Annotated in this window: 18 protein-coding genes, 4 tRNA genes and 1 pseudogene; 6 read left to right on the top strand and 17 right to left on the bottom strand. The window is 69.6% G+C overall.

The annotated features are described in order from the left end of the window. Positions 1-40: 40 nt before the first annotated feature. The 5 genes from rplA to ABH941_RS12060 form a co-directional block, all read right to left on the bottom strand. A complete protein-coding gene (gene rplA, locus ABH941_RS12080) occupies positions 41-763 on the bottom strand; it encodes a 50S ribosomal protein L1 (protein ID WP_134003900.1) in 723 nt (240 codons plus the stop codon). 88 nt (positions 764-851) lie between these two features. Beyond that, the gene (gene rplK, locus ABH941_RS12075; RefSeq protein WP_030251677.1) at positions 852-1286 is read right to left on the bottom strand and encodes a 50S ribosomal protein L11; all 435 of its coding nucleotides are present in this window, start codon (positions 1284-1286) and stop codon (positions 852-854) included. A 260-nt stretch (positions 1287-1546) separates the two neighbouring features. Continuing rightward, complete coding sequence (nusG, locus tag ABH941_RS12070; RefSeq protein ID WP_370128922.1) at positions 1547-2452, bottom strand: transcription termination/antitermination protein NusG; 906 nt, start codon at positions 2450-2452, stop codon at positions 1547-1549. Between the two features lie 184 nt (positions 2453-2636). Beyond that, positions 2637-2969, bottom strand: a complete 333-nt coding sequence (secE, locus tag ABH941_RS12065; RefSeq protein ID WP_370128921.1) for a preprotein translocase subunit SecE — start codon at positions 2967-2969, stop codon at positions 2637-2639. A gap of 110 nt (positions 2970-3079) precedes the next feature. Further along, positions 3080-3152 (bottom strand) — tRNA-Trp (locus ABH941_RS12060). 287 nt (positions 3153-3439) lie between these two features. Between ABH941_RS12060 and ABH941_RS12055 the strand changes: the two genes are divergently transcribed. Next, positions 3440-4687: a pyridoxal phosphate-dependent aminotransferase gene (locus tag ABH941_RS12055; protein WP_370128920.1), complete on the top strand. Its 1248-nt coding sequence runs from the start codon at positions 3440-3442 to the stop codon at positions 4685-4687. Positions 4688-4841: 154 nt separating this feature from the next. Beyond that, complete coding sequence (locus ABH941_RS12050) at positions 4842-5879, top strand: adenosine deaminase (protein WP_370128919.1); 1038 nt, start codon at positions 4842-4844, stop codon at positions 5877-5879. Positions 5880-5901: 22 nt separating this feature from the next. On the opposite strand, the gene ABH941_RS12045 is transcribed toward ABH941_RS12050, so the two are convergent. The 8 genes from ABH941_RS12045 to ABH941_RS12010 form a co-directional block, all read right to left on the bottom strand. Further along, complete coding sequence (locus tag ABH941_RS12045) at positions 5902-6960, bottom strand: UDP-N-acetylmuramate dehydrogenase (RefSeq protein ID WP_370128918.1); 1059 nt, start codon at positions 6958-6960, stop codon at positions 5902-5904. A gap of 98 nt (positions 6961-7058) precedes the next feature. Next, the gene (locus tag ABH941_RS12040; protein ID WP_370128917.1) at positions 7059-8483 is read right to left on the bottom strand and encodes a DHA2 family efflux MFS transporter permease subunit; all 1425 of its coding nucleotides are present in this window, start codon (positions 8481-8483) and stop codon (positions 7059-7061) included. A gap of 114 nt (positions 8484-8597) precedes the next feature. Continuing rightward, positions 8598-9158 carry a TetR/AcrR family transcriptional regulator gene (locus tag ABH941_RS12035; protein WP_370128916.1) on the bottom strand — a complete coding sequence of 187 codons (561 nt, stop codon included), beginning with the start codon at positions 9156-9158 and terminating at the stop codon, positions 8598-8600. Positions 9159-9287: 129 nt separating this feature from the next. Next, entirely contained in the window at positions 9288-9716 is a 429-nt protein-coding gene (locus ABH941_RS12030; protein ID WP_370128915.1) for a MaoC family dehydratase, read from the bottom strand. 2 nt (positions 9717-9718) lie between these two features. Beyond that, entirely contained in the window at positions 9719-10171 is a 453-nt protein-coding gene (locus ABH941_RS12025) for a MaoC family dehydratase N-terminal domain-containing protein (RefSeq protein WP_134003883.1), read from the bottom strand. Positions 10172-10325: 154 nt separating this feature from the next. Then, complete coding sequence (rpmG, locus tag ABH941_RS12020; RefSeq protein WP_006604855.1) at positions 10326-10490, bottom strand: 50S ribosomal protein L33; 165 nt, start codon at positions 10488-10490, stop codon at positions 10326-10328. Positions 10491-10577: 87 nt separating this feature from the next. Continuing rightward, positions 10578-10653: transfer RNA gene (locus tag ABH941_RS12015), tRNA-Met, on the bottom strand. A gap of 44 nt (positions 10654-10697) precedes the next feature. Beyond that, positions 10698-10770 (bottom strand) — tRNA-Thr (locus tag ABH941_RS12010). Positions 10771-11082: 312 nt separating this feature from the next. Between ABH941_RS12010 and ABH941_RS12005 the strand changes: the two genes are divergently transcribed. Next, positions 11083-12348, top strand: coding sequence for an amidohydrolase family protein (locus tag ABH941_RS12005; RefSeq protein ID WP_370128914.1), 1266 nt, complete (start codon positions 11083-11085; stop codon positions 12346-12348). A 55-nt stretch (positions 12349-12403) separates the two neighbouring features. On the opposite strand, the gene ABH941_RS12000 is transcribed toward ABH941_RS12005, so the two are convergent. Next, on the bottom strand, positions 12404-12973 hold the full coding sequence (locus ABH941_RS12000; protein WP_370128913.1) for a GNAT family N-acetyltransferase: 570 nt from the start codon (positions 12971-12973) through the stop codon (positions 12404-12406). 438 nt (positions 12974-13411) lie between these two features. On the opposite strand from ABH941_RS12000, the gene ABH941_RS11995 reads away from it, so the two are divergent. Next, positions 13412-15760, top strand: coding sequence for a chitobiase/beta-hexosaminidase C-terminal domain-containing protein (locus tag ABH941_RS11995; protein WP_370128912.1), 2349 nt, complete (start codon positions 13412-13414; stop codon positions 15758-15760). A 199-nt stretch (positions 15761-15959) separates the two neighbouring features. Here the strand turns inward: ABH941_RS11995 and ABH941_RS11990 are convergent. The 3 genes and pseudogenes from ABH941_RS11990 to ABH941_RS11980 all read right to left on the bottom strand — a co-directional run. Next, positions 15960-17136 (bottom strand): annotated as a pseudogene (locus ABH941_RS11990) (DUF692 domain-containing protein); the annotation flags it as partial. 38 nt (positions 17137-17174) lie between these two features. Continuing rightward, positions 17175-18041: a TIGR04222 domain-containing membrane protein gene (locus ABH941_RS11985; protein WP_370128911.1), complete on the bottom strand. Its 867-nt coding sequence runs from the start codon at positions 18039-18041 to the stop codon at positions 17175-17177. Positions 18042-18320: 279 nt separating this feature from the next. Beyond that, positions 18321-18405 (bottom strand) — tRNA-Tyr (locus ABH941_RS11980). 214 nt (positions 18406-18619) lie between these two features. Between ABH941_RS11980 and ABH941_RS11975 the strand changes: the two genes are divergently transcribed. Further along, positions 18620-19108 carry a YajQ family cyclic di-GMP-binding protein gene (locus ABH941_RS11975; protein ID WP_134003873.1) on the top strand — a complete coding sequence of 163 codons (489 nt, stop codon included), beginning with the start codon at positions 18620-18622 and terminating at the stop codon, positions 19106-19108. A gap of 299 nt (positions 19109-19407) precedes the next feature. Then, positions 19408-20886: an ABC transporter permease gene (locus tag ABH941_RS11970; protein WP_370128909.1), complete on the top strand. Its 1479-nt coding sequence runs from the start codon at positions 19408-19410 to the stop codon at positions 20884-20886. Positions 20887-20904 lie beyond the last annotated feature (18 nt).

Genomic DNA, 20904 nt, shown 5'->3' with positions numbered 1-20904 from the left:
CGTATCGCTGCTGCTGCGACCTGGCCAAGCTGATCAGGGATCAGACGGAAGCCGGGTCCTCCTCGACGAGGAGGTTGCGGGTGCGGCTCGGGTCGACCGGGATGCCGGGGCCGATCGTGGTGCTGATCGCGACCTTGCGGATGTACCGGCCCTTGGAGGCGGACGGCTTGGCGCGGAGCACCTCGTCCAGGGCGGCGGCGTAGTTCTCGACCAGCTTCTCGGTGTCGAAGGACACCTTGCCGATGATCAGGTGCAGGTTCGAGTGCTTGTCGACGCGGAACTCGATCTTGCCGCCCTTGATCTCGGTCACGGCCTTGGCCACGTCCGGGGTCACGGTGCCGGTCTTCGGGTTCGGCATCAGGCCGCGGGGGCCGAGCACCCGGCCCAGACGACCGACCTTGCCCATGAGGTCCGGGGTGGACACGACGGCGTCGAAGTCCAGGCGGCCCTTGGCGACCTCGTCGATCAGCTCGTCGGCGCCGACGATGTCGGCGCCCGCAGCACGCGCGGCCTCGGCGCGGTCACCGGTCGCGAAGACCAGGACCCGGGCGGTCTTGCCGGTGCCGTGCGGGAGGTTGACGGTGCTGCGGACCATCTGGTCGGCCTTGCGCGGGTCGACACCCAGACGCATGGCGACCTCGACGGTGCCGTCGAACTTGGAGGTGGAGGTCTCCTTGGCGAGGCGAATCGCCTCGAGGGGGGCGTACAGACGCTCGCGGTCGATCTTCTCCGCCGCGGCGTTCAGAGCCTTGCTGCGCTTCACTGCTGCTCCTGTGGATAAAAGACGTGGAGTTGTGGTGGCTGCGGGCCGCGCTCGGCCCTACCACGACCGTTCAGGGACTGAGGAGTACTCAGCCCTCGACGGTGATGCCCATCGAACGGGCGGTGCCCGCGATGATCTTGTCGGCCTGCTCCAGGGAGTTGGCGTTCAGGTCGGGCAGCTTGGTGGTGGCGATCTCACGGACCTGGGCAGCCGTGATCTTGGCGACCTTGGTCTTGTGCGGCTCGCCGGAGCCCTTCTCCACGCCTGCGGCCTTGAGGATCAGCTTGGCGGCCGGCGGAGTCTTGGTGATGAAGGTGAAGGAGCGGTCTTCGTAGACCGTGATCTCCACCGGCACGACCATGCCACGCTGCGACTCGGTCGCGGCGTTGTAGGCCTTGCAGAACTCCATGATGTTGACGCCGTGCTGACCCAGGGCAGGGCCGACGGGCGGCGCGGGGTTGGCCGCACCGGCGTTGATCTGGAGCTTGATAAGCCCCGTGACCTTCTTCTTCTTGGGAGGCATGCTCTCTCCGGGTCCTTACGAGAGGTGTTCCCGACCGGCGTGCGGAAGCACGGCGGCGGGGCCTTGGGTTTCCGTGTGGCTCGCCGACCGAACGGTCCGGCTCCGCGCACACATCGAACCAGGATAGCCCGAAAGGGGCAGCGATCCTAAATCACGGTCCTGGGGGCGGCTCCGCCGGAGGTTCGGCAGTGCGCCCACCCATGCGCGAGGGCCCCGTACCTTCGCGGTACGGGGCCCTCGGCGCTGCTGCTGCCCGCTGATCAGTCGTTCTTGGCGATCTGGTCGAAGGAGAGCTCCACCGGGGTCTCCCGGCCGAAGATCTCGACGAGGCCCTTGACCTTCTTGGAGTCCGGGTTGATCTCGTTGATCGTCGCCTGGAGGGTGGCGAAGGGGCCGTCGGTGACGGTGACCGAGTCGCCGACCTCGAAGTCCAGGACCTGGATGTCGGAGGAGTTGACCTGCACCGGACGGCCGGCCTCGCGGGCCGCGGCGCGCTCGACCTCGGGGGCGAGCATCTTGACGACCTCGTCCAGGGTCAGCGGGTACGGGTCGTAGGCGTTGCCGACGAAGCCGGTGACGCCGGGGGTGTTGCGGACCACGCCCCAGGACTCGTTGGTGAGGTCCATGCGCACCAGCACGTAGCCGGGGAGCTTGTTCTGGCGGGTCGTCTTGCGCTCGCCGTTCTTGATCTGGACGACCTCTTCCTGGGGCACCTCGGCCTGGTAGATGTAGTCCTCGACGTTGAGCGAGACGGCGCGCTGCTCCAGGTTGGACTTCACCCGGTTCTCGTAGCCGGCGTAGGTGTGGATGACGTACCACTCGCCGGCGGCCGTGCGCAGCTCCTCGCGGAACGCGACGATCGGGTCGACCTCGACCTCCTCGACGTCGGCCTCGTCAACCTCGGCTTCGGCCTCCTCGGCCGCTTCGAGGGCCTCGGACTCGTCGGCGGTGACCACGGTCAGCGCCTCCTTCTCGGCGGACTCGCCGTCGGCGGCGTCGGCAGCCTCGACCTCGTCTTCGTCACCATCGGCGTTTTCGATGATCTGCTCGGCGGAGTCGTCGGCCTCGGCCCACGCAGACGCGTCCTGCTCCGCAGCGTCGGCCGACTCGACGGCTTCGTCAGCCTCGGGGGCCTGCGCGGCGTCGTACAGGTGGGACTCAGACACGTTGGCTGCTTCTTCCTGGAGATGAAAGGTGGGACGGTACCGGACCGTCCACAGGGAGAAGCAGGGCTTGGCTGCGGGCGGCTCGGATACTCAACGATACCGACACAACGGTAGCGGAGCGCCCGGACCGGGTTGTCCCACGACGGCTCGGACCGGGCCGACCCGGTCCTGGGGGAAACGCCGGTCAGGCGAAGATGAGCTTGGCGAGCGACGAGAACCCGGTGTCCAGGCCGTAGACCAGAGCCATGATCACCACGACGAAGACCACGACGACCGTGGTGTAGGTGGTGAGGTCATTGCGGCTCGGCCAGACGACCTTGCGCAGCTCGGCGATGATCTGCCGGTAGAAGAGCGCGACTCGGGCGAAGATGTTGGGGCGATCCCCACGCTTCTTCTTGCCGTCCTTGCCTGCGGCCTTGTTGGCACGCTTGCGGTCGCGGCGGGACAGAGTCTCGCTCTGTTCGTCCGCCGCGTTACCACTGTCAGGTGTCGCGGTGGAGCCCACGGTCTCCGTCACTCGTCCCTCACCTGAATCCGGGTACCTGTTGCGAGAGCCGCAGTGCTTGCGGTCTCGGGAATGCAGTGCTGACGGTACCGCCTGTCGCCGTCAGGCAACAGGGCGGACAGCAGGGCCGGAGGGACTTGAACCCCCAACCGCCGGTTTTGGAGACCGGTGCTCTACCAATTGAGCTACGACCCTTTGAATCCGCAACCACCGGATTCGCGAGGCCCAACCTACCGTATCGGGGTGCCTGCGCGGTGAACGCTGCACCCTGAGCCTTCGGGCGGGACCATCGAGGCTTGAGTGTAGGGGGTGGAACGGTAATTGGTCGAATGGATAGCACCTGCCGGTCCGCGGCCGCTCCCGGGCCCGGCGGGCGGCATCGCTGCTCGGAGCACCCGCGGCGGGGCGAGCGGCGACCACGGGCCCGACCGTCCGGCGAAACCTCGATGCCCGGGCGGCGCGGCTTCTGGGAGCATTCAGGCATGAGCGCTGCGTTTCCCCACCCAGACCCCAGCATCCGTCCGGCCGACCGTCGGGTCTCGGCCCGTATCGGCGCCATCGCGGAGTCCGCGACCCTCGCCGTCGACGCCAAGGCCAAGGCCCTCAAGGCCGCCGGGCGTCCGGTGATCGGTTTCGGCGCCGGCGAGCCCGACTTCCCGACGCCCGGCTACATCGTGGACGCGGCCGTGGCCGCCTGCCGCGACCCGAAGAACCACCGGTACACCCCGGCCGGCGGGCTGCCCGAGCTCAAGGCCGCCATCGCGGCGAAGACCCTGCGGGACTCCGGCTGGGCCGTCGACGCCTCGCAGGTGCTGGTGACCAACGGCGGCAAGCAGGCCATCTACGAGGCCTTCGCCGCGATCCTGGACCCGGGCGACGAGGTCGTCGTCCCCGCGCCGTACTGGACCACCTACCCGGAGTCGATCCAGCTGGCGGGCGGCGTCGCGGTCGACGTGGTCGCCGACGAGACCACCGGCTACAAGGTGTCGGTGGAGCAGCTGGAGGCCGCGCGCACCGAGAACACCAAGGTGCTGCTGTTCGTCTCGCCCTCCAACCCGACCGGAGCCGTCTACACCCGCGCCGAGGTGGAGGCGGTGGGCCGCTGGGCGGCGGAGCACGGCCTCTGGGTGCTGACCGACGAGATCTACGAGCACCTGGTCTACGGCGACGCGGAGTTCGTCTCCTTGCCGGTGGCGGTGCCGGAGCTGGCCGGCAAGTGCATCGTGGTCAACGGCGTCGCCAAGACCTATGCGATGACCGGCTGGCGGGTCGGGTGGGTGATCGGCCCGCAGGACGTGATCAAGGCGGCGACCAACCTGCAGTCGCACGCGACCTCCAATGTGAGCAATGTCGCGCAGGTCGCGGCGCTGGCGGCGGTGTCGGGGGACCTGACCGCGGTGGACGAGATGAAGGTGGCCTTCGACCGGCGCCGGAAGACGATCGTGCGGATGCTGAACGAGATCGCCGGGGTGGTCTGCCCGGAGCCCGAGGGCGCCTTCTACGCGTACCCCTCGGTGAAGGGCCTGCTGGACAAGGAGATCCGGGGCCGGCGGGCGAAGTCGTCCGCGGAGCTGGCCGCGCTGATCCTGGACGAGGCCGAGGTCGCGGTGGTGCCGGGCGAGGCCTTCGGCACGCCGGGGTACCTGCGGCTGTCGTACGCGCTGGGCGACGAGGACCTGGTCGAGGGCGTCTCCCGGCTGCAGCGGCTGCTCGGTGAGGCCCGGGACTGACCCCTGCGACCTCCACCGGGACGGGGCCCGTAGGCCCGGCCGCAGCCGGTCTGCGGGCCCCTCGTCCGGTCGAACCGCATGGTCGAATTCACTCGATCGAGCGTCTTGACCAGGTTGTTTTCCGCCATCAGGCTGAGTACGCAAAGATCTGTGGATGGAACAGGTACCCACCGCGCCGGCCGTCCGCGATGTTCGTCTGCTGCCCAAGGCCCATCTGCATCTGCACTTCACCGGCTCCATGCGTCCGGCCACGCTGCTGGAGCTCGCCGACAAGCACGGAGTGCATCTGCCGGAGGCGCTGAGTTCCGGCACCCCGCCGAAGCTCAGGGCGACTGACGAACGCGGCTGGTTCCGCTTCCAGCGGCTCTACGACATGGCGCGCTCGGTGCTGCGCGACGAGGACGACATACGGCGACTGGTGCACGAGGCCGCCGAGGACGAACGGGCCGACGGCAGCGGCTGGCTGGAGATCCAGGTCGACCCGACCTCCTATGCGCCCAGGCTGGGCGGCCTGATCCCGGCCATCGAGCTGATCCTCGGGGCGGTGCAGGACGCCTCACGGGCCACCGGGGTCGGCATCAGGATCCTGATCGCCGCCAACCGGATGAAGCACCCGCTGGACGCCCGTACGCTCGCACGGCTGGCGATCCGCTACGCCGACCGCGGCGTGGTCGGTTTCGGCCTGTCCAATGACGAACGACGGGGAATGGCAAGGGACTTCGACCGGGCCTTCGCGATCGCCAGGGAGGGCGGGCTGCTGGCGGCTCCGCACGGCGGCGAGCTGGCCGGCCCCTCCAGCGTCCGGGACTGCCTGGACGATCTGGGCGCGGGGCGGATCGGCCACGGGGTGCGCGCGGCCGAGGACCCGCGGTTGATGCAGCGGCTGGCGGACCGTCAGATCACCTGCGAGGTGTGCCCGGCGTCGAACGTGGCGCTGGGCGTGTACGAGAAGCCGGAGGACGTACCGCTGCGCACCCTGTTCGAAGCCGGGGTGCCCATGGCGCTGGGCGCGGACGACCCACTGCTGTTCGGCTCTCGCCTGGCCGAGCAGTACGAGTCGGCGCGGACCGTGCACGGCTTCAGCGACGCCGAACTGGCCGAGCTGGCCCGGCAGTCGGTGCGTGGTTCGCGAGCCCCGGACATGGTGAAGAAGGAGTTGCTGGCCGGTGTGGACGGCTGGCTGGTGAGCTGAGCGGGACGGCGCCGGAAAGGCCCTAGAGCTCCGCACCGACCAGGACCGGCTCGTTGACCAGGGTGACGCCGAAGGCGGCCTGGACCCCGGCCCGGATCTCGCGAGCGAGGGCCAGGAGGTCCTCGGTGGTGGCCTGGCCGCGGTTGGTCAGGGCCAGGGTGTGTTTGCCGGAGAGTCGGGCGGGGCCGGAGCCGTACCCCTTGCTGAAGCCCGACTTCTCGATCAGCCAGGCGGCCGAGGTCTTGGTGCTGCCGTCCGCCGCCGGATACGCGGGGAAGGCGGCGTCCGGGCCGAGGCGGTCGCGGACCCGGGCGGAGAAGGCGGCGAACTGTTCCGGGGCGAGAACCGGATTGGTGAAGAAGGATCCGGCCGACCAGGTGTCATGGTCGGCCGGGTCGAGGACCATGCCCTTGCCGGAGCGCAGTTTCAGGACGGCCTCGCGCGCCGCGGTGAGCTCCACCCGCTCCCCCGGCTCGACGCCGAGGGTGCGGGCCGCCTCGGCGTAGCGGACCGGGGTGGAGAGACCGTCGGCGTCCGCCAGGGCGAAACGCACCCGGAGCACCACATAGCGCTCGGGCGCCGCCTTGAACCGGCTGTGCCGGTAGGAGAACGCGCAGTCCGTCCCGGCCAGGGTCACCACACTGTCGGCGCTGCGGTCGAAGGCGACCACCTCGGTGATGGTGTCCGCGACCTCCTGGCCGTAGGCGCCGACGTTCTGGACCGGCGTGGCGCCGACCGAGCCGGGGATGCCGGCCAGGAACTCGATGCCGGCCAGGCCGTGGCGGAGCACCGTCTCGTCGACCAGATCGGTCCAGATCTCGCCGGCCGCGGCCTCCAGGGCGGTTCCGTCGAGATCACGACCGCGGGTCGCGATGTGGAGCACGGTTCCCTCGAAGCCCTTGTCGCCGATCACCAGATTGCTCCCGCCGCCGATGACCAGCAAGGGTTCACCGGACCGGTCCGCGCGCCGGACGGTCTCGACCACCTCGGCGTCGGTGGTGGCGGTCACCAGCCTTCGGGCCGGTCCGCCGAGACGGATGGTGGTCAGCGGGGCGAGGGGGGCGTCCTGGAGTTCCTGCACGGGACCAGCCTAAGGGTGGACCTGGAGCAGCCCTGCCCGCCCCGGGTGGGGCGGGCAGGGCTCGGACCGCAAGGCCGGCAACTGGCTGCGCGCGGCGGTCAGACGACCGGGGTGAGCGCGGGCGCGCTCTGCGCCGCGTCAGGAACCGGGGTGGCGTTCCGGCGCCACCGCGGGACGATCAGCGCGGCGACCGTCGCGGCGGCGATGGCGGCCGCGCCGACCCAGAGCGCCGGGGCCAGCCCGTCGGCGTAGCGCTGGGCGCTGCTGAAGTCCCCGCTGGCGGTGAAGACCGACGTGAGCACGGCCACACCGAGGGCACCGCCGATCTCTCGGAAGGCGTTGTTCGCCCCCGAGGCGACTCCCTGCTCCTCCGGCTTCACCGAACCCATGAGCACGGTGGTGACCGGGGCGAAGAAGAGCGCCATCCCGACCCCGGAGAGGACCAGCGCGGGAATCTGCGAGCTGTAGTCGACATGGGCGGCGACGATCAGTGCGAACCAGAGCAGCCCGGTGGCCTGCAGGGCGAGTCCGGCGGCGATGATGATCCGTCCGCCGATCCGGTCGGCCAGCATCCCGGCGAACGGTGCGACGACCATGGGCATCGCGGTCCAGGGGAGCATCCGGACGCCGGCCTCCATCGGGCTGTAACCCTGGGCGGTCTGCAGCCACTGGCTGAGCAGGAAGATCGAGCCGAACATGCCCACGGACATCAGCAGCGAGGCGCCGTTCACGGCGGCGAAGGCACGGTTGCGGAACAGCCGCATCGGCAGCAGCGGGGCGTCGGTGCGCAGTTCCCAGGCCACGAACCCGATCAGCAGCAGGACGCCGGAGACCAGGGCGGCCAGGACGGTGGAGCTGGTCCAGCCGTCGGAGTTGCCGCGGATCAGGGCGAAGACGATGCCGAAGAGTGCGGCGCTGGCCAGGGCGGTGCCCGGGATGTCGAGGCGGCTGTTGGGGCCGCGGCTCTCGGTCAGCCGCAGTCGGGCCAGCGGCAGCAGGGCCAGTCCGATCGGGACGTTCAGGGCGAAGATCCACTGCCAGGAGAGGTGCTCCACCACGGTGCCGCCGATCAGCGGACCCATCGCGATGGCCATGCCGTTCACCGCACCCCAGGCCCCGAAGGCCAGGCCGCGCCTGGCCGGGGGCACTGCCGAGGTGAGCAGGGTCAGGCTGACCGGGGTGAGCAGTGCGGCTCCCACGCCCTGGGCGGCCCGGGCGGCGATGAGTTCGCCGATGCCCGGGGCCAGTGCCGCGGCCATGGAGGAGAGGGTGAAGAGGCCGAGGCCGATGGTGAAGAGGCGGCGGCGGCCGAAGCGGTCGCCCAGCGCGGCGCCGAGCATCAGCAGCACAGCGAAGGTGAGGGTGTAGGCGTTGACGGTCCACTCGAGGTCGGTGATGCCGCCGCCGAGGTGGGTCCGGATGGAGGGCAGGGCGGTGGTGACGACCAGGTTGTCCAGCGCGGCCATGAAGCCGGCGGTGCTGGTGATCACGAAGGCCCAGACTGCGGGGTTTCCCTTGCGCATGACGGTTCCCTTGGTTGAAGCCCCCCGACTCGGGGGGAACCTGATGAGTTATCGATCAATAACTTTCGCGGACAGAGAGAAACGAAGAGAAAGGCGCTCCGCCCCCGGCCGGCCCTAGCAGCCGTCGGACTTCAAGCAGCCCTCCCAGATCCGGTGCTCCGGCGGGAAGCCCATCGCGACCAGCGCGTTGATCAGCATCCCTTCGGCGAAGAAGCTGGTGGTCTCCTCCGGGGTCATCCCGGCCGCCGCCGACACCGAGTCCCAGAGGTCGACCCACATGGCCCGGACCGCCTCCCCCACCTCGGTGTCGCCCGCCGACTCGGCGGCGAAGGTGGAGACGTACATCTGCATCTGCATCAGCAGCCGGCTGCGGTCGGTGATCATGTCGAAGTAGGCGAACCCCATGGCCTCCCGGGCCTCCTTGCCCTCCAGGCCCTCGGCCGCCTTGAGGAAGGCATCCCTGACGTCCTCCATGCAGCGCCGGACCGCGGCCTCGAACAGCGCCCGCTTGTTGGGGAAGAGTCGGAACAGATAGGGCTGGGAGACGCCGACCCGATCGGCGATCGCCTGGGTGGAGGTGCCGTTGTAGCCACGCTCGGCAAACTCGATCATGGAGGCGTGGATGACGCTCTCGCGCCGCTCCTCCGCTGTCATTCTCATGCTCGTCTTCGCCATGGATACTAAGTTAGTGGCTGATTACTAACTTCGCAAGGGGTGCCGGAAACTTGGCTGCGCCCCTCCGGACAGATCCCGAGGGGCGCCTCCGTCGGCGCAGGTCAGGCAACGCAGGTCAGGCAGCGCACGTCAGGTCAGCTGGACCACGGCGCGGGACATGCCGAGCACCTTTTCGCCGCCGCTGGTGGCCACCAGGTCGACCCGGACCCGGCGGTCGTCGAGCTTCACCGCGACCTTGCCGGTGACCTCGATCACGGCACCGGTCCCGTCATTGGGAACGACGACCGGCTTGGTGAAGCGGACGCCGTACTCCACCACCGCACCGGGGTCCCCCAGCCAGTCGGTGACCACCCGGATCGCCTCGGCCATGGTGAACATGCCGTGCCCGATGACGTCCGGCAGACCGACCGAGCGGGCGAATGCCTCGTTCCAGTGGATGGGGTTGAAGTCCCCGGAAGCGCCCGCGTACTGCACCAGAGTGGCGCGGTTCACAGGGAAGGAGCGGGCCGGAAGCTGCGCGCCGACCTCGACCTCGTCGTAGTTCACCTGTGCGGGCATCGTCACTCCCCCTCGGCGGCGCGAGCCACCAGCATCATGTAGGCGGTCACCACGTGCTCGCCGCTCTCCTCGTGGACGTCGCCACGGACCGAGAGGATGTCGTTCCCGGCCAAGGACTTGATCGAATCGATGGTGCAGGTGACCGAGAGCCGGTCGCCGGCGCGCACCGGCCGGGTGTAGGTGAAGCGCTGGTCGCCGTGGACCACCCGGGAGAAGTCCAGGCCCAGCTCGGGATCGTTCACCACCTGGGCCGCTGCGCGGTAGGTCAGCACAAAGGGAAAGGTCGGCGGCGCGATGACATCGGGGTGTCCCAGCGCCTTCGCCGCATCTGGGTCCAGATAGGCGGGGTTGGCATCCCCGACGGCCTCGGCGAACTCGCGGATCTTCTCGCGGCCGACCTCGTAGGCCGCGGTGGGCGGGTAGGTCCGCCCGATGAAGGAAGGATCGAGCGGCATGGGCGGCTCCTCGTCGTGCAACACGTCAGTAGGCAAGTCGTTCAAGGAGAACGGTAACCGGCCGGGACACAGCGAAGGCCGCCCCCACGGATGGGGGCGGCCTTCGCCGTTACGGCCTTGGCGATATCACCGGACGTGCGACGGAACGCAGAGGTCAGCGGGTCTCGCGGTGCGCGGTGTGCGAGTTGCAACGGGGGCAGTGCTTCTTCATCTCAAGACGGTCCGGGTCGTTACGCCGGTTCTTCTTGGTGATGTAGTTCCGCTCCTTGCACTCCACGCAGGCCAGCGTGATCTTCGGGCGGACATCAGTGGCGGCCACAGGAGTGCCTTCCTCGGACAGACAACGTTATGAACACAGACAAGAGTAGCCGACCGGGAGGGTTACCCTACAATCGGCTACACGGCGTGGTAGCGGTGACCGGACTTGAACCGGTGACACAGCGATTATGAGCCGCTTGCTCTACCAACTGAGCTACACCGCCACGACGATTGAGTGCCCCGCCGAAGCGGGGCCCCCTCTCATCCGAGCCCCCATGCGGAATCGAACCGCAGACCTTCTCCTTACCATGGAGACGCTCTACCGACTGAGCTATAGGGGCTGGCCGAGGAAGACATTACACGCTCCCCGGCCGATCCGTGAAATCCGTTTCCGCCCCCGCCGATCCCAGGCCTGGAGCGGCCTCCCGGGCTTCCGAGCAGTCCAATCTGACGTTGCATCGCAGCTCAGACGTTCGCTCTCGCGCACCCCTCGGGCGCCTCCCGAGCACCCCTTGAACGGCGAGGGGCCGGTATGACTTATGAACTCCCCGACGCCTCCACGCGCCTCCCGAGTGCGCCAGGACCGGCGGCCTAGGCTCGCAAAGAGCGATCATGAGCGAGCGATCATGAGCCACGGCGGGAAGGAGCAGCGGATGCCCGCCGAGACGCCCCCGGAGCACCCGGCCGCCCCCAGTGGACCCGCCCTGTTGCTGTCCGGCGCCCGGCAGGCCGACGGCCGGGCGGTGGATGTCCGCATCCTCGGCGAGCGCATCGAGTCGGTCGGACCTGCGGGGAGCCTCAGCGCACCGGACCGGCTGGACCTCACCGGGTATCTGCTGCTTCCCGCCCCGACGGAGCCGCACGCGCATCTGGACGAAGCCTTCAGCGCCACGCCGCCGCTCAACCCCTGCGCCGAACCGGATGCCGGCGGGAGCGCGGAGGCACTGCAGCGGCGGATCACCGAGGCCGCGCTGAGCGGGCTGGGCTACGGCGCGACCGTGCAGCGCACACATGTCCGGATCGGCGGGGCCCACGGGCTGACGGCCATGACCGCGGCACTGCAGGCCGCCCGCGCCCTGCACGGGCTGATGGAGCTTCAGGTGGTCCCGCTGCCCGGAACGCTGACCGGGCGGTCCGGCGCGGAGGGGCGCGCGGCTCTGCGGGAGGCCCTGGCCATGGGGGCGCACGCCGTCGGCGGCTGCCCCGAGGAGGACCCGGATCCGGATGCGCACCTGGACGCCGTGGCGGCCCTCGCCGACGAGTGCCGGAGTCCGGTCGATCTCCATGCCGACCTGGGGGATCCGCGCCGGCTCGCCCGGCTCGCGGCCGTGTTCGGCCAGTTCCCGCAGCGGGTGACCGTCGGCCCGTGCGCCGCGCTCGAACTCCAGCGCCCCGAGGACGCGACACGGGCGATCGACCGGCTCGCCTCGGCCGGGATGGCCGTCGTCCTGCTGCCGCAGAGCGGGTACTGCGTGGCGGCGGGGCGGGGACCGGGACGGGCGCGGGTCGCCCAGCGGGCGCCGGTCCGGCGGCTGCTGGCGGCCGGGGTCGCCGTGGCCGCCGGCAGCGGCGCGCTGCGGGACCTGGCGAATCCGGTCGGCCGGGTGGATCCGCTGGAGGCGGCGTTCCTGCTGGCCGCATCGGGCGAGCTGGACGAGGTGGAGGCATACGAGCGGGTCAGCGGCGCGGCACGGTGGGCCCTCGGGCTGGCCCCGGTACTGGTGGCCCCCGGCGCCCCCGCGGACATCCTCGCGGTACGCGGGGACACCCTGCGCGGGGTGCTCTCGGGCGGACACAGCAGGGTGGTGGTGCACGGCGGCCGCGTGGTCAGCCGGACCAGCGCGGTACGGGAGTTCGCCGACACCACGGCCCCGGCCGTCCCCCGCCAGGGGCGGAGCGGACCAGTGCCCCTGGAGTGACGGTCCTGGAATGAGGGTCCTGGAATGACGGCCCTGGAGTGAGGGCCTGTCGGCGTTACCGGGTGACCAGTGATCGACGGTAGTGGACCAGCAGCTCGCCCCAGTCGTCCACCTTGACCCGGCCGCTGCGGCGGAAGCCCATCGCCTTGTAGAGCCGATTGGCCCTCAGATTGTCGGCGTGGGTCCAGAGTTGGGCCTGCTCGAAGCCGCCGGCCACAGCGCGGTTGATGGTCTCCTCGACCAGCAGCCGACCGATGTGCTGACCCCAGCGGTCGGGGGCGACGCTGAGCAGGGATATGTGGACCAGACCCGCGACCGGCGGCCCGGCGCCTTCGTCATCGCGCCCCTGGACTCCCATGATGGTGCCGATGATGCCGAGGTCGTGCTCGGAGTCCTTGTCGGACTTCCCGTCCGGCTCGCCGTGGGACTCGTCGGCACCGTCGCCCGAGTCGTGAGCCAGCAGGACTAAGGCCTCCGGCGACGCCATCCGCTGATGGGCCGAGACGATATGAGCCTCGGGCAGGGGCCTGCCGTTGCGCCTGACGACATGCGAAAGCGTCCACAGCGCCACTGCGGCGTCCAGATCCGCCGCCGCGGCCTCACGCACCGTCACTGCTTCGCCCATACCCAACCCCCTGCCCCGTCCGTCGAGCCCCGGCGCTCCCCCACCGGGCGACTCGTTTTCTACCACGCCCCTGTGACAACCGGGTTCGGCCATCGGCCCTGGGACTGCTGCGACCCTACTCGCGCCCACCCTCCCCGCACAGGACGCCTGACAGCGGCCGGGCCGATGCGCCCGGGAATGCTTCTCCCTGACGAAGGGTCAAAATGGCTATCTGTTCAATAGTTGAAGACAGTTCACCTTCTTGACGGTAGGTCATGTCGGACTGAGACTGCCTTACGGATCCGGAACTCCCATGTCCACGGTCTGAGAGCGCTTCCAAATCGCTGCTTCGACGGGACCGGGTCGGACGGGTCTCCGGATCTTGACCAGAAGGTGGTACCAAAGCGCTCCCCATGACGATCTGGCGTTCACTTCACGAACCCAGGCGAAAGGACCCCCATGCGCAGAACCGCCCTTCCGCGCCCACCGCGACTCCCGTCGCGCGGACGCATCGTCGCCCTGCTCACCGCCATCGTGCTGACGCTGGCCGCACTGCTCGGCCTTACGGCCACTGCCGTACCCGCCTCAGCCGCGACCGACTACACGCAGAGCGTGACCCAGCTGAACGCGTCGCAGACGCAGATCACGTTCGTGCCCACCACCGCCGCGCTCTATGTCGACGTCCACTACCTGGTCAACGGCGCCAACCAGCAGAACTTCCGGATGGCCAACAGCAACGGCACCTGGACCCAGACCGTCAGCTCGCTGAGTGCGGGCAATGTGCTGGAGTACTGGTTCACCTACGAGAAGAACGGGCCGCAGTACGACACCCCGCACTTCACGTACACCCAGACCGGCACCACCACCGGAACGGTGGCGACGCCGACGTTCAGTCCGGCCGGGGGAACGTTCACCTCCGCCCAGACCGTGACACTCGCCGACTCCACCTCCGGTGCGGCCATCCGCTACACCCTGGACGGCAGCACCCCTACCGCTGCCTCCGCCCTCTACAGCACTCCGCTCAGCATCACCGCGACCACCACCGTCGAAGCCATCGGCGTCCAGTCCGGCCTGACCAACTCCGCGGTGGCCGCCGCGACCTTCACCATCGGGACATCGGTCGGCTGCCCGGCGCAGTCCGACACCCCCAACTTTGGCCCGAACGTCCACATCTTCGACCCGACCATGTCCAGCGCCAGCATCCAGGCGACACTCGACGCCCAGTTCGCGCAGATGAAGGACACCAACACCGCCCAGTTCTCCGAGAACCGCGTGGCCGACCTGTACAAGCCGGGCACGTACACCGTGGAGGACAACGTCGGCTTCTACACCTCGGTGGCCGGCCTCGGGCTGAACCCGGACGACGTGACCATCAACGGTGACGTCACCGTCGACGCCTTCAACTCCGAGGACGCCGGCAACGCGACGCAGAACTTCTGGCGCTCGGCCGAGAACCTGGCCATCAACCCCTCGAGCGGCACCGACCGCTGGGCCGTCGCCCAGGCCGCGCCGTTCCGCAGGATCGACGTCCACGGCAACCTGGCGCTCTACCCGGCCAGTTACGGCTACGCCAGCGGCGGCTACATCGCCGACACCAAGGTCACCGGCCAGGCCTCCTCGGTCTCGCAGCAGCAGTGGTACACCCGGGACAGCAACCTCGGCAGCTGGGCCGGCGGCGTTTGGAACATGGTCTTCTCCGGCGTGAACGGCGCCCCGGCCAACACCTTCCCGAGCCCGCCTGAGACCACCCTGGCCACCACCCCGGTCTCGCGCGACGTGCCGTACCTCTACATCGACAGCACCGGCAAGTACCGGGTGTTCGAGCCCTCGCTCCGGACCAACGCCTCCGCCCCGAGCTGGGCGAACGGCAGCACCCCCGGCACCTCCCTCCCGATGAGCCAGTTCTACGTGGTGAAGGCCGGCGACACCGCCGCGACCATCAACACCGCGCTGTCCGAGGGCTGCAACCTCTTCGTCACCCCCGGGGTCTACCACCTCAGCCAGACCCTCAACGTGACCAAGGCCAACACGGTCATCCTCGGCATCGGCTACCCGACGTTCGTCCCGGACAACGGGGTCAACGCCATGCAGGTCGCCGACGTGGACGGGGTCCGGCTCAAGGGCCTGCTCTTCGACGCCGGGACGACCAACTCGGCGGCGCTGCTGACGGTCGGCCCGTCCGGTTCGTCCGCGAGCCACGCGGCCAACCCCACGACGATCCAGGACGTGTTCTTCCGGATCGGCGGCGAGGTCGCCGGCAAGGCCACCGCGAGCCTGGTCGTCAACAGCAACGACACGATCATCGACCACATCTGGGCCTGGCGTGCCGACCACGGCAATGCGGGCACGGTCGGCTGGACCACGAACACGGCCGACAACGGCCTGATCGTCAACGGCAACAACGTCGAGGCGACCGGCCTGTTCGTCGAGCACTACCAGAAGTACGAGGTCACCTGGAACGGCCAGAACGGCAAGACCATCTTCTTCCAGAACGAGATGCCGTACGACGTGCCCAACCAGGCGGCCTGGATCAGTCCGACCGGGGTCAACGGGTACGCCGCCTACAAGGTGGGCGCCGGCGTCACCACGCACGAGGCGTGGGGGCTCGGCAGCTACTGCTACTTCAACGTCAATCCGGCGGTGAACAGCTATCACGCGTTCGAGGTGCCCAACACCGCGGGCGTGAAGTTCCACGACACACTCACCGTCTCGTTGGGCAACGTCGGCACGATCACCCATGTCATCAACGACACGGGCGCCCAGACCGCGACCAACACCACGCCCAGCAACGTCGTCAGCTTCCCGTGAGCTGACATCGCAACACCCGACCACCACCCGGCCGGCCCGATCTCCCTCGGGCCGGCCGGGCCGGAACCCCGCGGCTCCGCACCTAGCGTCTGCGACGCTGCCACCAGCGGGGTTCCGCCGCTTGCGGCAGCAGGCCGCGTTCACGCAGGTACCCCTCGAACGCTGTCGCGTCGGCGTGGCTGCCGGCGCGTCCCGCCCGCAACGGGTGGGCTGCGGCGTAGGCGGTGAAGTGGGTGCGGTAGTCGGCAGCCGGGAGGGCCTGGGTCAGCCACCCATGGTGGGCTGCGGCTTGGCGGGTGCGCTTGGCGAGCAGCGCGTGCGACTGGACCCGGAGACGGTAGGCGTCGAAGCCGGAAGGCGTATCCGCGCCCGCCACGAGCGCGGACAGGAGCGCGGCCTGGGCCACGGCGAGAGCCGCTCGGGGGTCCGCGGCGGGGTCGGAGCCGCAGCCCCGGCCCGCGTCGGGGCGGTCAGTGGTCGGCATCATGTCGAGCTCTCCTCCCCTCGCCACGCCGCACCGTGCCATTCAGGACTGTGCCGTTCAGGACTGTGCTATTCAGGACCGCGTCCCGGATCGCTGCCAGCTCGCCCGCCAGCTCCGCGTCCGGCGGGTAGTCGCCGTCGCGTTCCAGCAGGACACCGGGGAGACCGGGACCGCCAGTCGCACCCGATACCCGGGCGGCCAGGTCCTCCAGGAGGGCGAGGACGGGCTCGCCCACCGGGTGGGTGTGGGTGTCGTGCCAGATGCCGTCCCGCTCCACGCCGCCCGCGACATGGACATACGCGAGTCGTTCCAGCGGCAGGGCGTCCAGCACGTCCCCCGCGTTCGTGCCCAGGTTGACCTGGGCCGTGTGCAGGTTGGCGACGTCCACCAGCAGCAGCGCGCCCGTTCGCTCGGCCAGCTCGCTGAGGAACTGCCCCTCGGTCAGTTCCTCTCCCGGCCAGGTGAACAGCGGGGCTATGTTCTCCAAGGCCAGCGGCACCGGCAGCGCGTCCTGGGCGATGCGGACGTTCTCGGCGAGGACGTCCAGTGCGTCCCGGGTGCGGGGCAGCGGCAGCAGGTGGCCCGCGTCCAGACCGCCCGCGCGGGTGAACGCGATGTGCTCGCTGACCAGCGGCGACTCCAGAACACGAGCACACTCCGCGAGCCGTGCGAGCCGGACCGGGTCGGGACGGTCGGCGCCGCCGAGGGACAGTGAGACGCCGTGCGGGACGGCCGTGGTGCCGCGCGCACGGAGCACCCGGAGGGACTCGGGCAGTCGGCGGGGGTCGATGTTCTCGGCGACGACCTCGACGAAGTCGACTCCGTGCAGCCGCTCCACGGTGAGGTCGATCTCCGGACGCCAGCCGATGCCGAACCCCAGCCTCGGAGGCACTGCCGGCACCGGCACCGGAGTCGACGCAGGCCAGCTTCTCACCCTCCGCACCCGCCACCGCCGCAGCTCGACCCGCCCCCGCAGCTCGACCCCGCCCCGCAGCCGCTGGACGACCCCGAGCCGCCGCCCGACGACGCCACGCTGCCGAACAGCGCGGAACGCATGACCTGGTCCTCCACGCCGGCCGCACCCAGCGCCGCCACCGCGATCACGCCGGCCGGCACCAGTGCGCCGGTCGACGTGTACGAGGCGCCGACGCACTCGCTGCGGCTGGGCGCCGTCCCCGCCGCCCGGACCAGTCGGCGCCCCGCACGGCTCACCGTCGGCGGGTTGCCCATCGGGATCAGCACCAGCGGGACGGTCATCACCATCAGGAACACCAGGACGCCGATGGGCCGGCCCAGTTGGGCTCCGTTGACCGCCCTCGCAATGCCCACGCCCAGCACGACCAGCGGGAACAGCGCCGCCAACCGGCCCAGGTTGCGCCGCGCGTCGCTGAGCCGCAGCCCGCGGTCGACGGCGTCCGCGATCGTCTCCTGCACCTGCTGCGTCCGGCCCGCGAAGTCGCGCACCTCGCTCAGCCTGGCGCTCTTGCGCAGCCCGAAGGAGTCCAGCACCGCGCACTGCACGGGCTCCACCGGCGTCCCGCCGCAGACGGTGACCGTCCGGTCCCGGGCGGCGCGCAGGTGGTCGCCCTGGACCAGGGCGTAGACGGCCGTGTCGACGACCCGGTCGCTGCCGCCCGCGACGGCCGCCGTCGTGTAGACGTCCACGGGCCCGCTGTCGGCCGGGCCCGCGCCGCGCACCAGGGCACGGAAGATCAGCACCAGGAGGAGCGATGCGGCGAGTGCGGCGATGTACACGACCAGGAACTGCGGGCCGCTGAGGCCCCAGGGATTGCTCATCGTGTCCTCCCGGACGGGGAACGGTACCGACGGGCCGTGGCCGGGCGGAATGCACTGACGCACGCCCCTCTGCCGGACAGCACGCCAGTGCGCGGCCCAGTGGTTCCCCGAATCCCCGGCCTTGAGGTCCGTCCGGTGACGCCACGTCAGCTACTGGAGGTGCACCCCCACACCGATCCTGGCCCGTGGGCGGTCCATAGAACGGGACAGCACCCGGAGTTCGACCATGAAAACAGCCCCCCATCTGCGTTTCCGCAGGTGAGGGGCGTTCCCGTTCCCTGGTGGCGGGTATAGGGTTCGAACCTATGTAGGCAGAGCCGGCAGATTTACAGTCTGCTCCCTTTGGCCACTCGGGCAACCCGCCAGGGATCGTCTCGCGGTCTCCCGCTCGACGTCGTAAACAATACCTGATCGACGGGGGTGCTCCGCCACTCGGTTGATCCGGGGAGTCGGCGGCCCGCCGGTACCCGGGGAGGACAACGGGCGGGGTCCGCGGTGGCTAGGCTGGATCGGCAGCTCCACTCGCAGGGAGTACTGCGCCATCCGTGTCGTAGCACCGTCAAGGAGACTCACTGATCATGGCCGACTCCAGTTTCGACATCGTCTCGAAGGTCGAGCGGCAGGAGGTCGACAACGCGCTCAACCAGGCCGCCCGCGAGCTGACCACCCGTTTCGACTTCAAGAATGTCGGCGCCTCCATCGAGTGGTCCGGCGACAAGATCGAGATGCGGGCCAACTCTGAGGAGCGCGTGAACGCGATCCTCGACGTCTTCCAGACGAAGCTGGTCAAGCGGGGCATCTCGCTGAAGGCGCTGGATGCCGGGGAGCCGCAGCTCTCCGGCAAGGAGTACAAGATCTTTGCCACCATCGAGGAGGGCATCTCCCAGGAGAACGCCAAGAAGGTCGCCAAGATCATTCGTGATGAGGGCCCCAAGGGCGTGAAGGCCCAGGTCCAGGGCGACGAGCTGCGGGTCAGCTCGAAGAGCCGGGACGACCTCCAGGCCGTGCAGGCCCTGGTCAAGGGCAAGGACCTGGACTTCGCCGTCCAGTTCGTGAACTACCGCTAGGTCCGGCTCGGTCTGCCGGATCCCGGCCCCCGCGGTGGGATGACATCCGCATACGAGCGCGGCTTCTGACGGTCTCTCCGGTCTCCCCAGGCCGAGGAACCGTGAGGAGCCGCGCTCGTGTTGTGACCGCCGGGTTCATGGGGTCCTGGGCCGCGCGGACCGTTACTGGAACGCGATCTAATCCATAAAATTCACATTGGTCCCCTTGAGACCTCTCTCATTCGCGGCTCATCAAGCTGTCAGCCCCGCTCCCTAGGTTCCAGAGGCGCACCAAGAGCCCCTCCTTCCCTAGGAATCACATGTTCTTCACCTATCTCAGGCGCGAACTGCGCCGCCGCCGCAAGGCGGCGCTCGTCATCTCCATGGGACTCGCCCTGGGTATCGGCCTGGTTCTCACGGTGACTTCAGTCTCTGCGGGGATGAAGAACGCCCAGTCGACGGTGCTTCACTCGCTCTACGGCCTCGGCACCGACATCACCGTGACCAAGTCGGCCGCAGCCGGGGCAGGTGGCGGTGCGCAGAAGTTCGGCATCCAGCAGTCCGGCTCGGGCAGCAAGAGCAGCAGTGCGGACCGGCTCTCGGTCAACCAGGGGACCGCCACCATGGCGAGCTCCACCGTCACCACGGTCGCTTCGCAGAGCAATGTGAAGTCCGCGGTCGGCAGCCTGCTGCTGAACGACTTCAAGTTCGACGGCTCCTTCAACCTGAAGAGCGGCACCTCCAGCTCCAGTTCCAGCTCCAGTTCCAGCGCCGCCAAGAGCGGCGGTCAGCAGAGCGGCACGAGCGGCGAGGGCGGCCAGCAGGGTGGCACCCCGCCGAGCGGCGCGGCCAACTTCAGCCTGAACACCCTCACCATCATGGGCACCGACACCTCCGACCTGACCGTGGGCCCGCTCAGCTCGCTCAAGATCACCTCGGGTGTCAACTTCACCAGCGCCCAGAGCAACTCCCTGGTCGCGGTCGTGGACAGCTCCTACGCCACCCAGAAGAAGCTGAAGGTCGGCAGCACCGTCACCATCAGCAGCAGCAAGTTCACGGTCATCGGCATCGCCACCGCCTCCAGCGGCACCTCGGCTGCCAACATCTACATCCCGCTGACCCGGGCGCAGACCCTGGCCGACATGAAGAACAAGGTCACCACGGTCTATGTGAAGGCCAGCAGCTCCCAGGAGATCAGCGCGGTCAAGGCGAACATCACCAAGAACGTCTCCGGCACCACCGTCACCACCGCGTCCGACCTGGCCTCCACGGTCTCCGGTTCGCTGTCCACCGCCGCCAACCTGGTGACCAGCATGGGCAAGTGGCTGTCGCTCGCCGTGCTCGCCGCAGCCTTCCTGATCTCCAGCCTGCTCACCTCCTCGGCCGTCAACCGGCGGGTCCGCGAGTTCGGCACCCTGAAGGCGCTCGGCTGGCGCAGCAAGCGCGTGATCGGGCAGGTCATGGGTGAGGCCCTGGTCAACGGTCTGATCGGCGGGGCCCTCGGCATCGCACTCGGCCTGGCCGGCGCATACGCGATCACCGCCTTCTCGCCCACCCTCAGCGCTACCACTGCGAGCTCCAGCTCCAGCCAGGGCGGTCCCGGCGGCGGAGGCGGCCCCGGCCAGGCGGCGAGCGCCGCAGCGAAGGCCATCGAGGTGCACCTGACGGCACCGGTGACCCTCTCGGCGATCGCTGTCGCGGTGGCCCTGGCGGTCGCGGGCGGTCTGGTGGCCGGCGGCTTCGGCGGCTGGCGCGCCTCCCGGCTGCGCCCGGCCGACGCCCTGCGCCGCGTCGAGTAGTCCCGAAGCCCTTCCCGC

This window comes from Streptacidiphilus sp. EB103A (assembly GCF_041261405.1).
In the GTDB taxonomy this organism is placed as follows: domain Bacteria; phylum Actinomycetota; class Actinomycetes; order Streptomycetales; family Streptomycetaceae; genus Streptacidiphilus.
The sequence above is the reverse complement of the archived record's forward strand: the minus strand, read 5'-3'. Positions and strand labels throughout refer to the sequence as shown.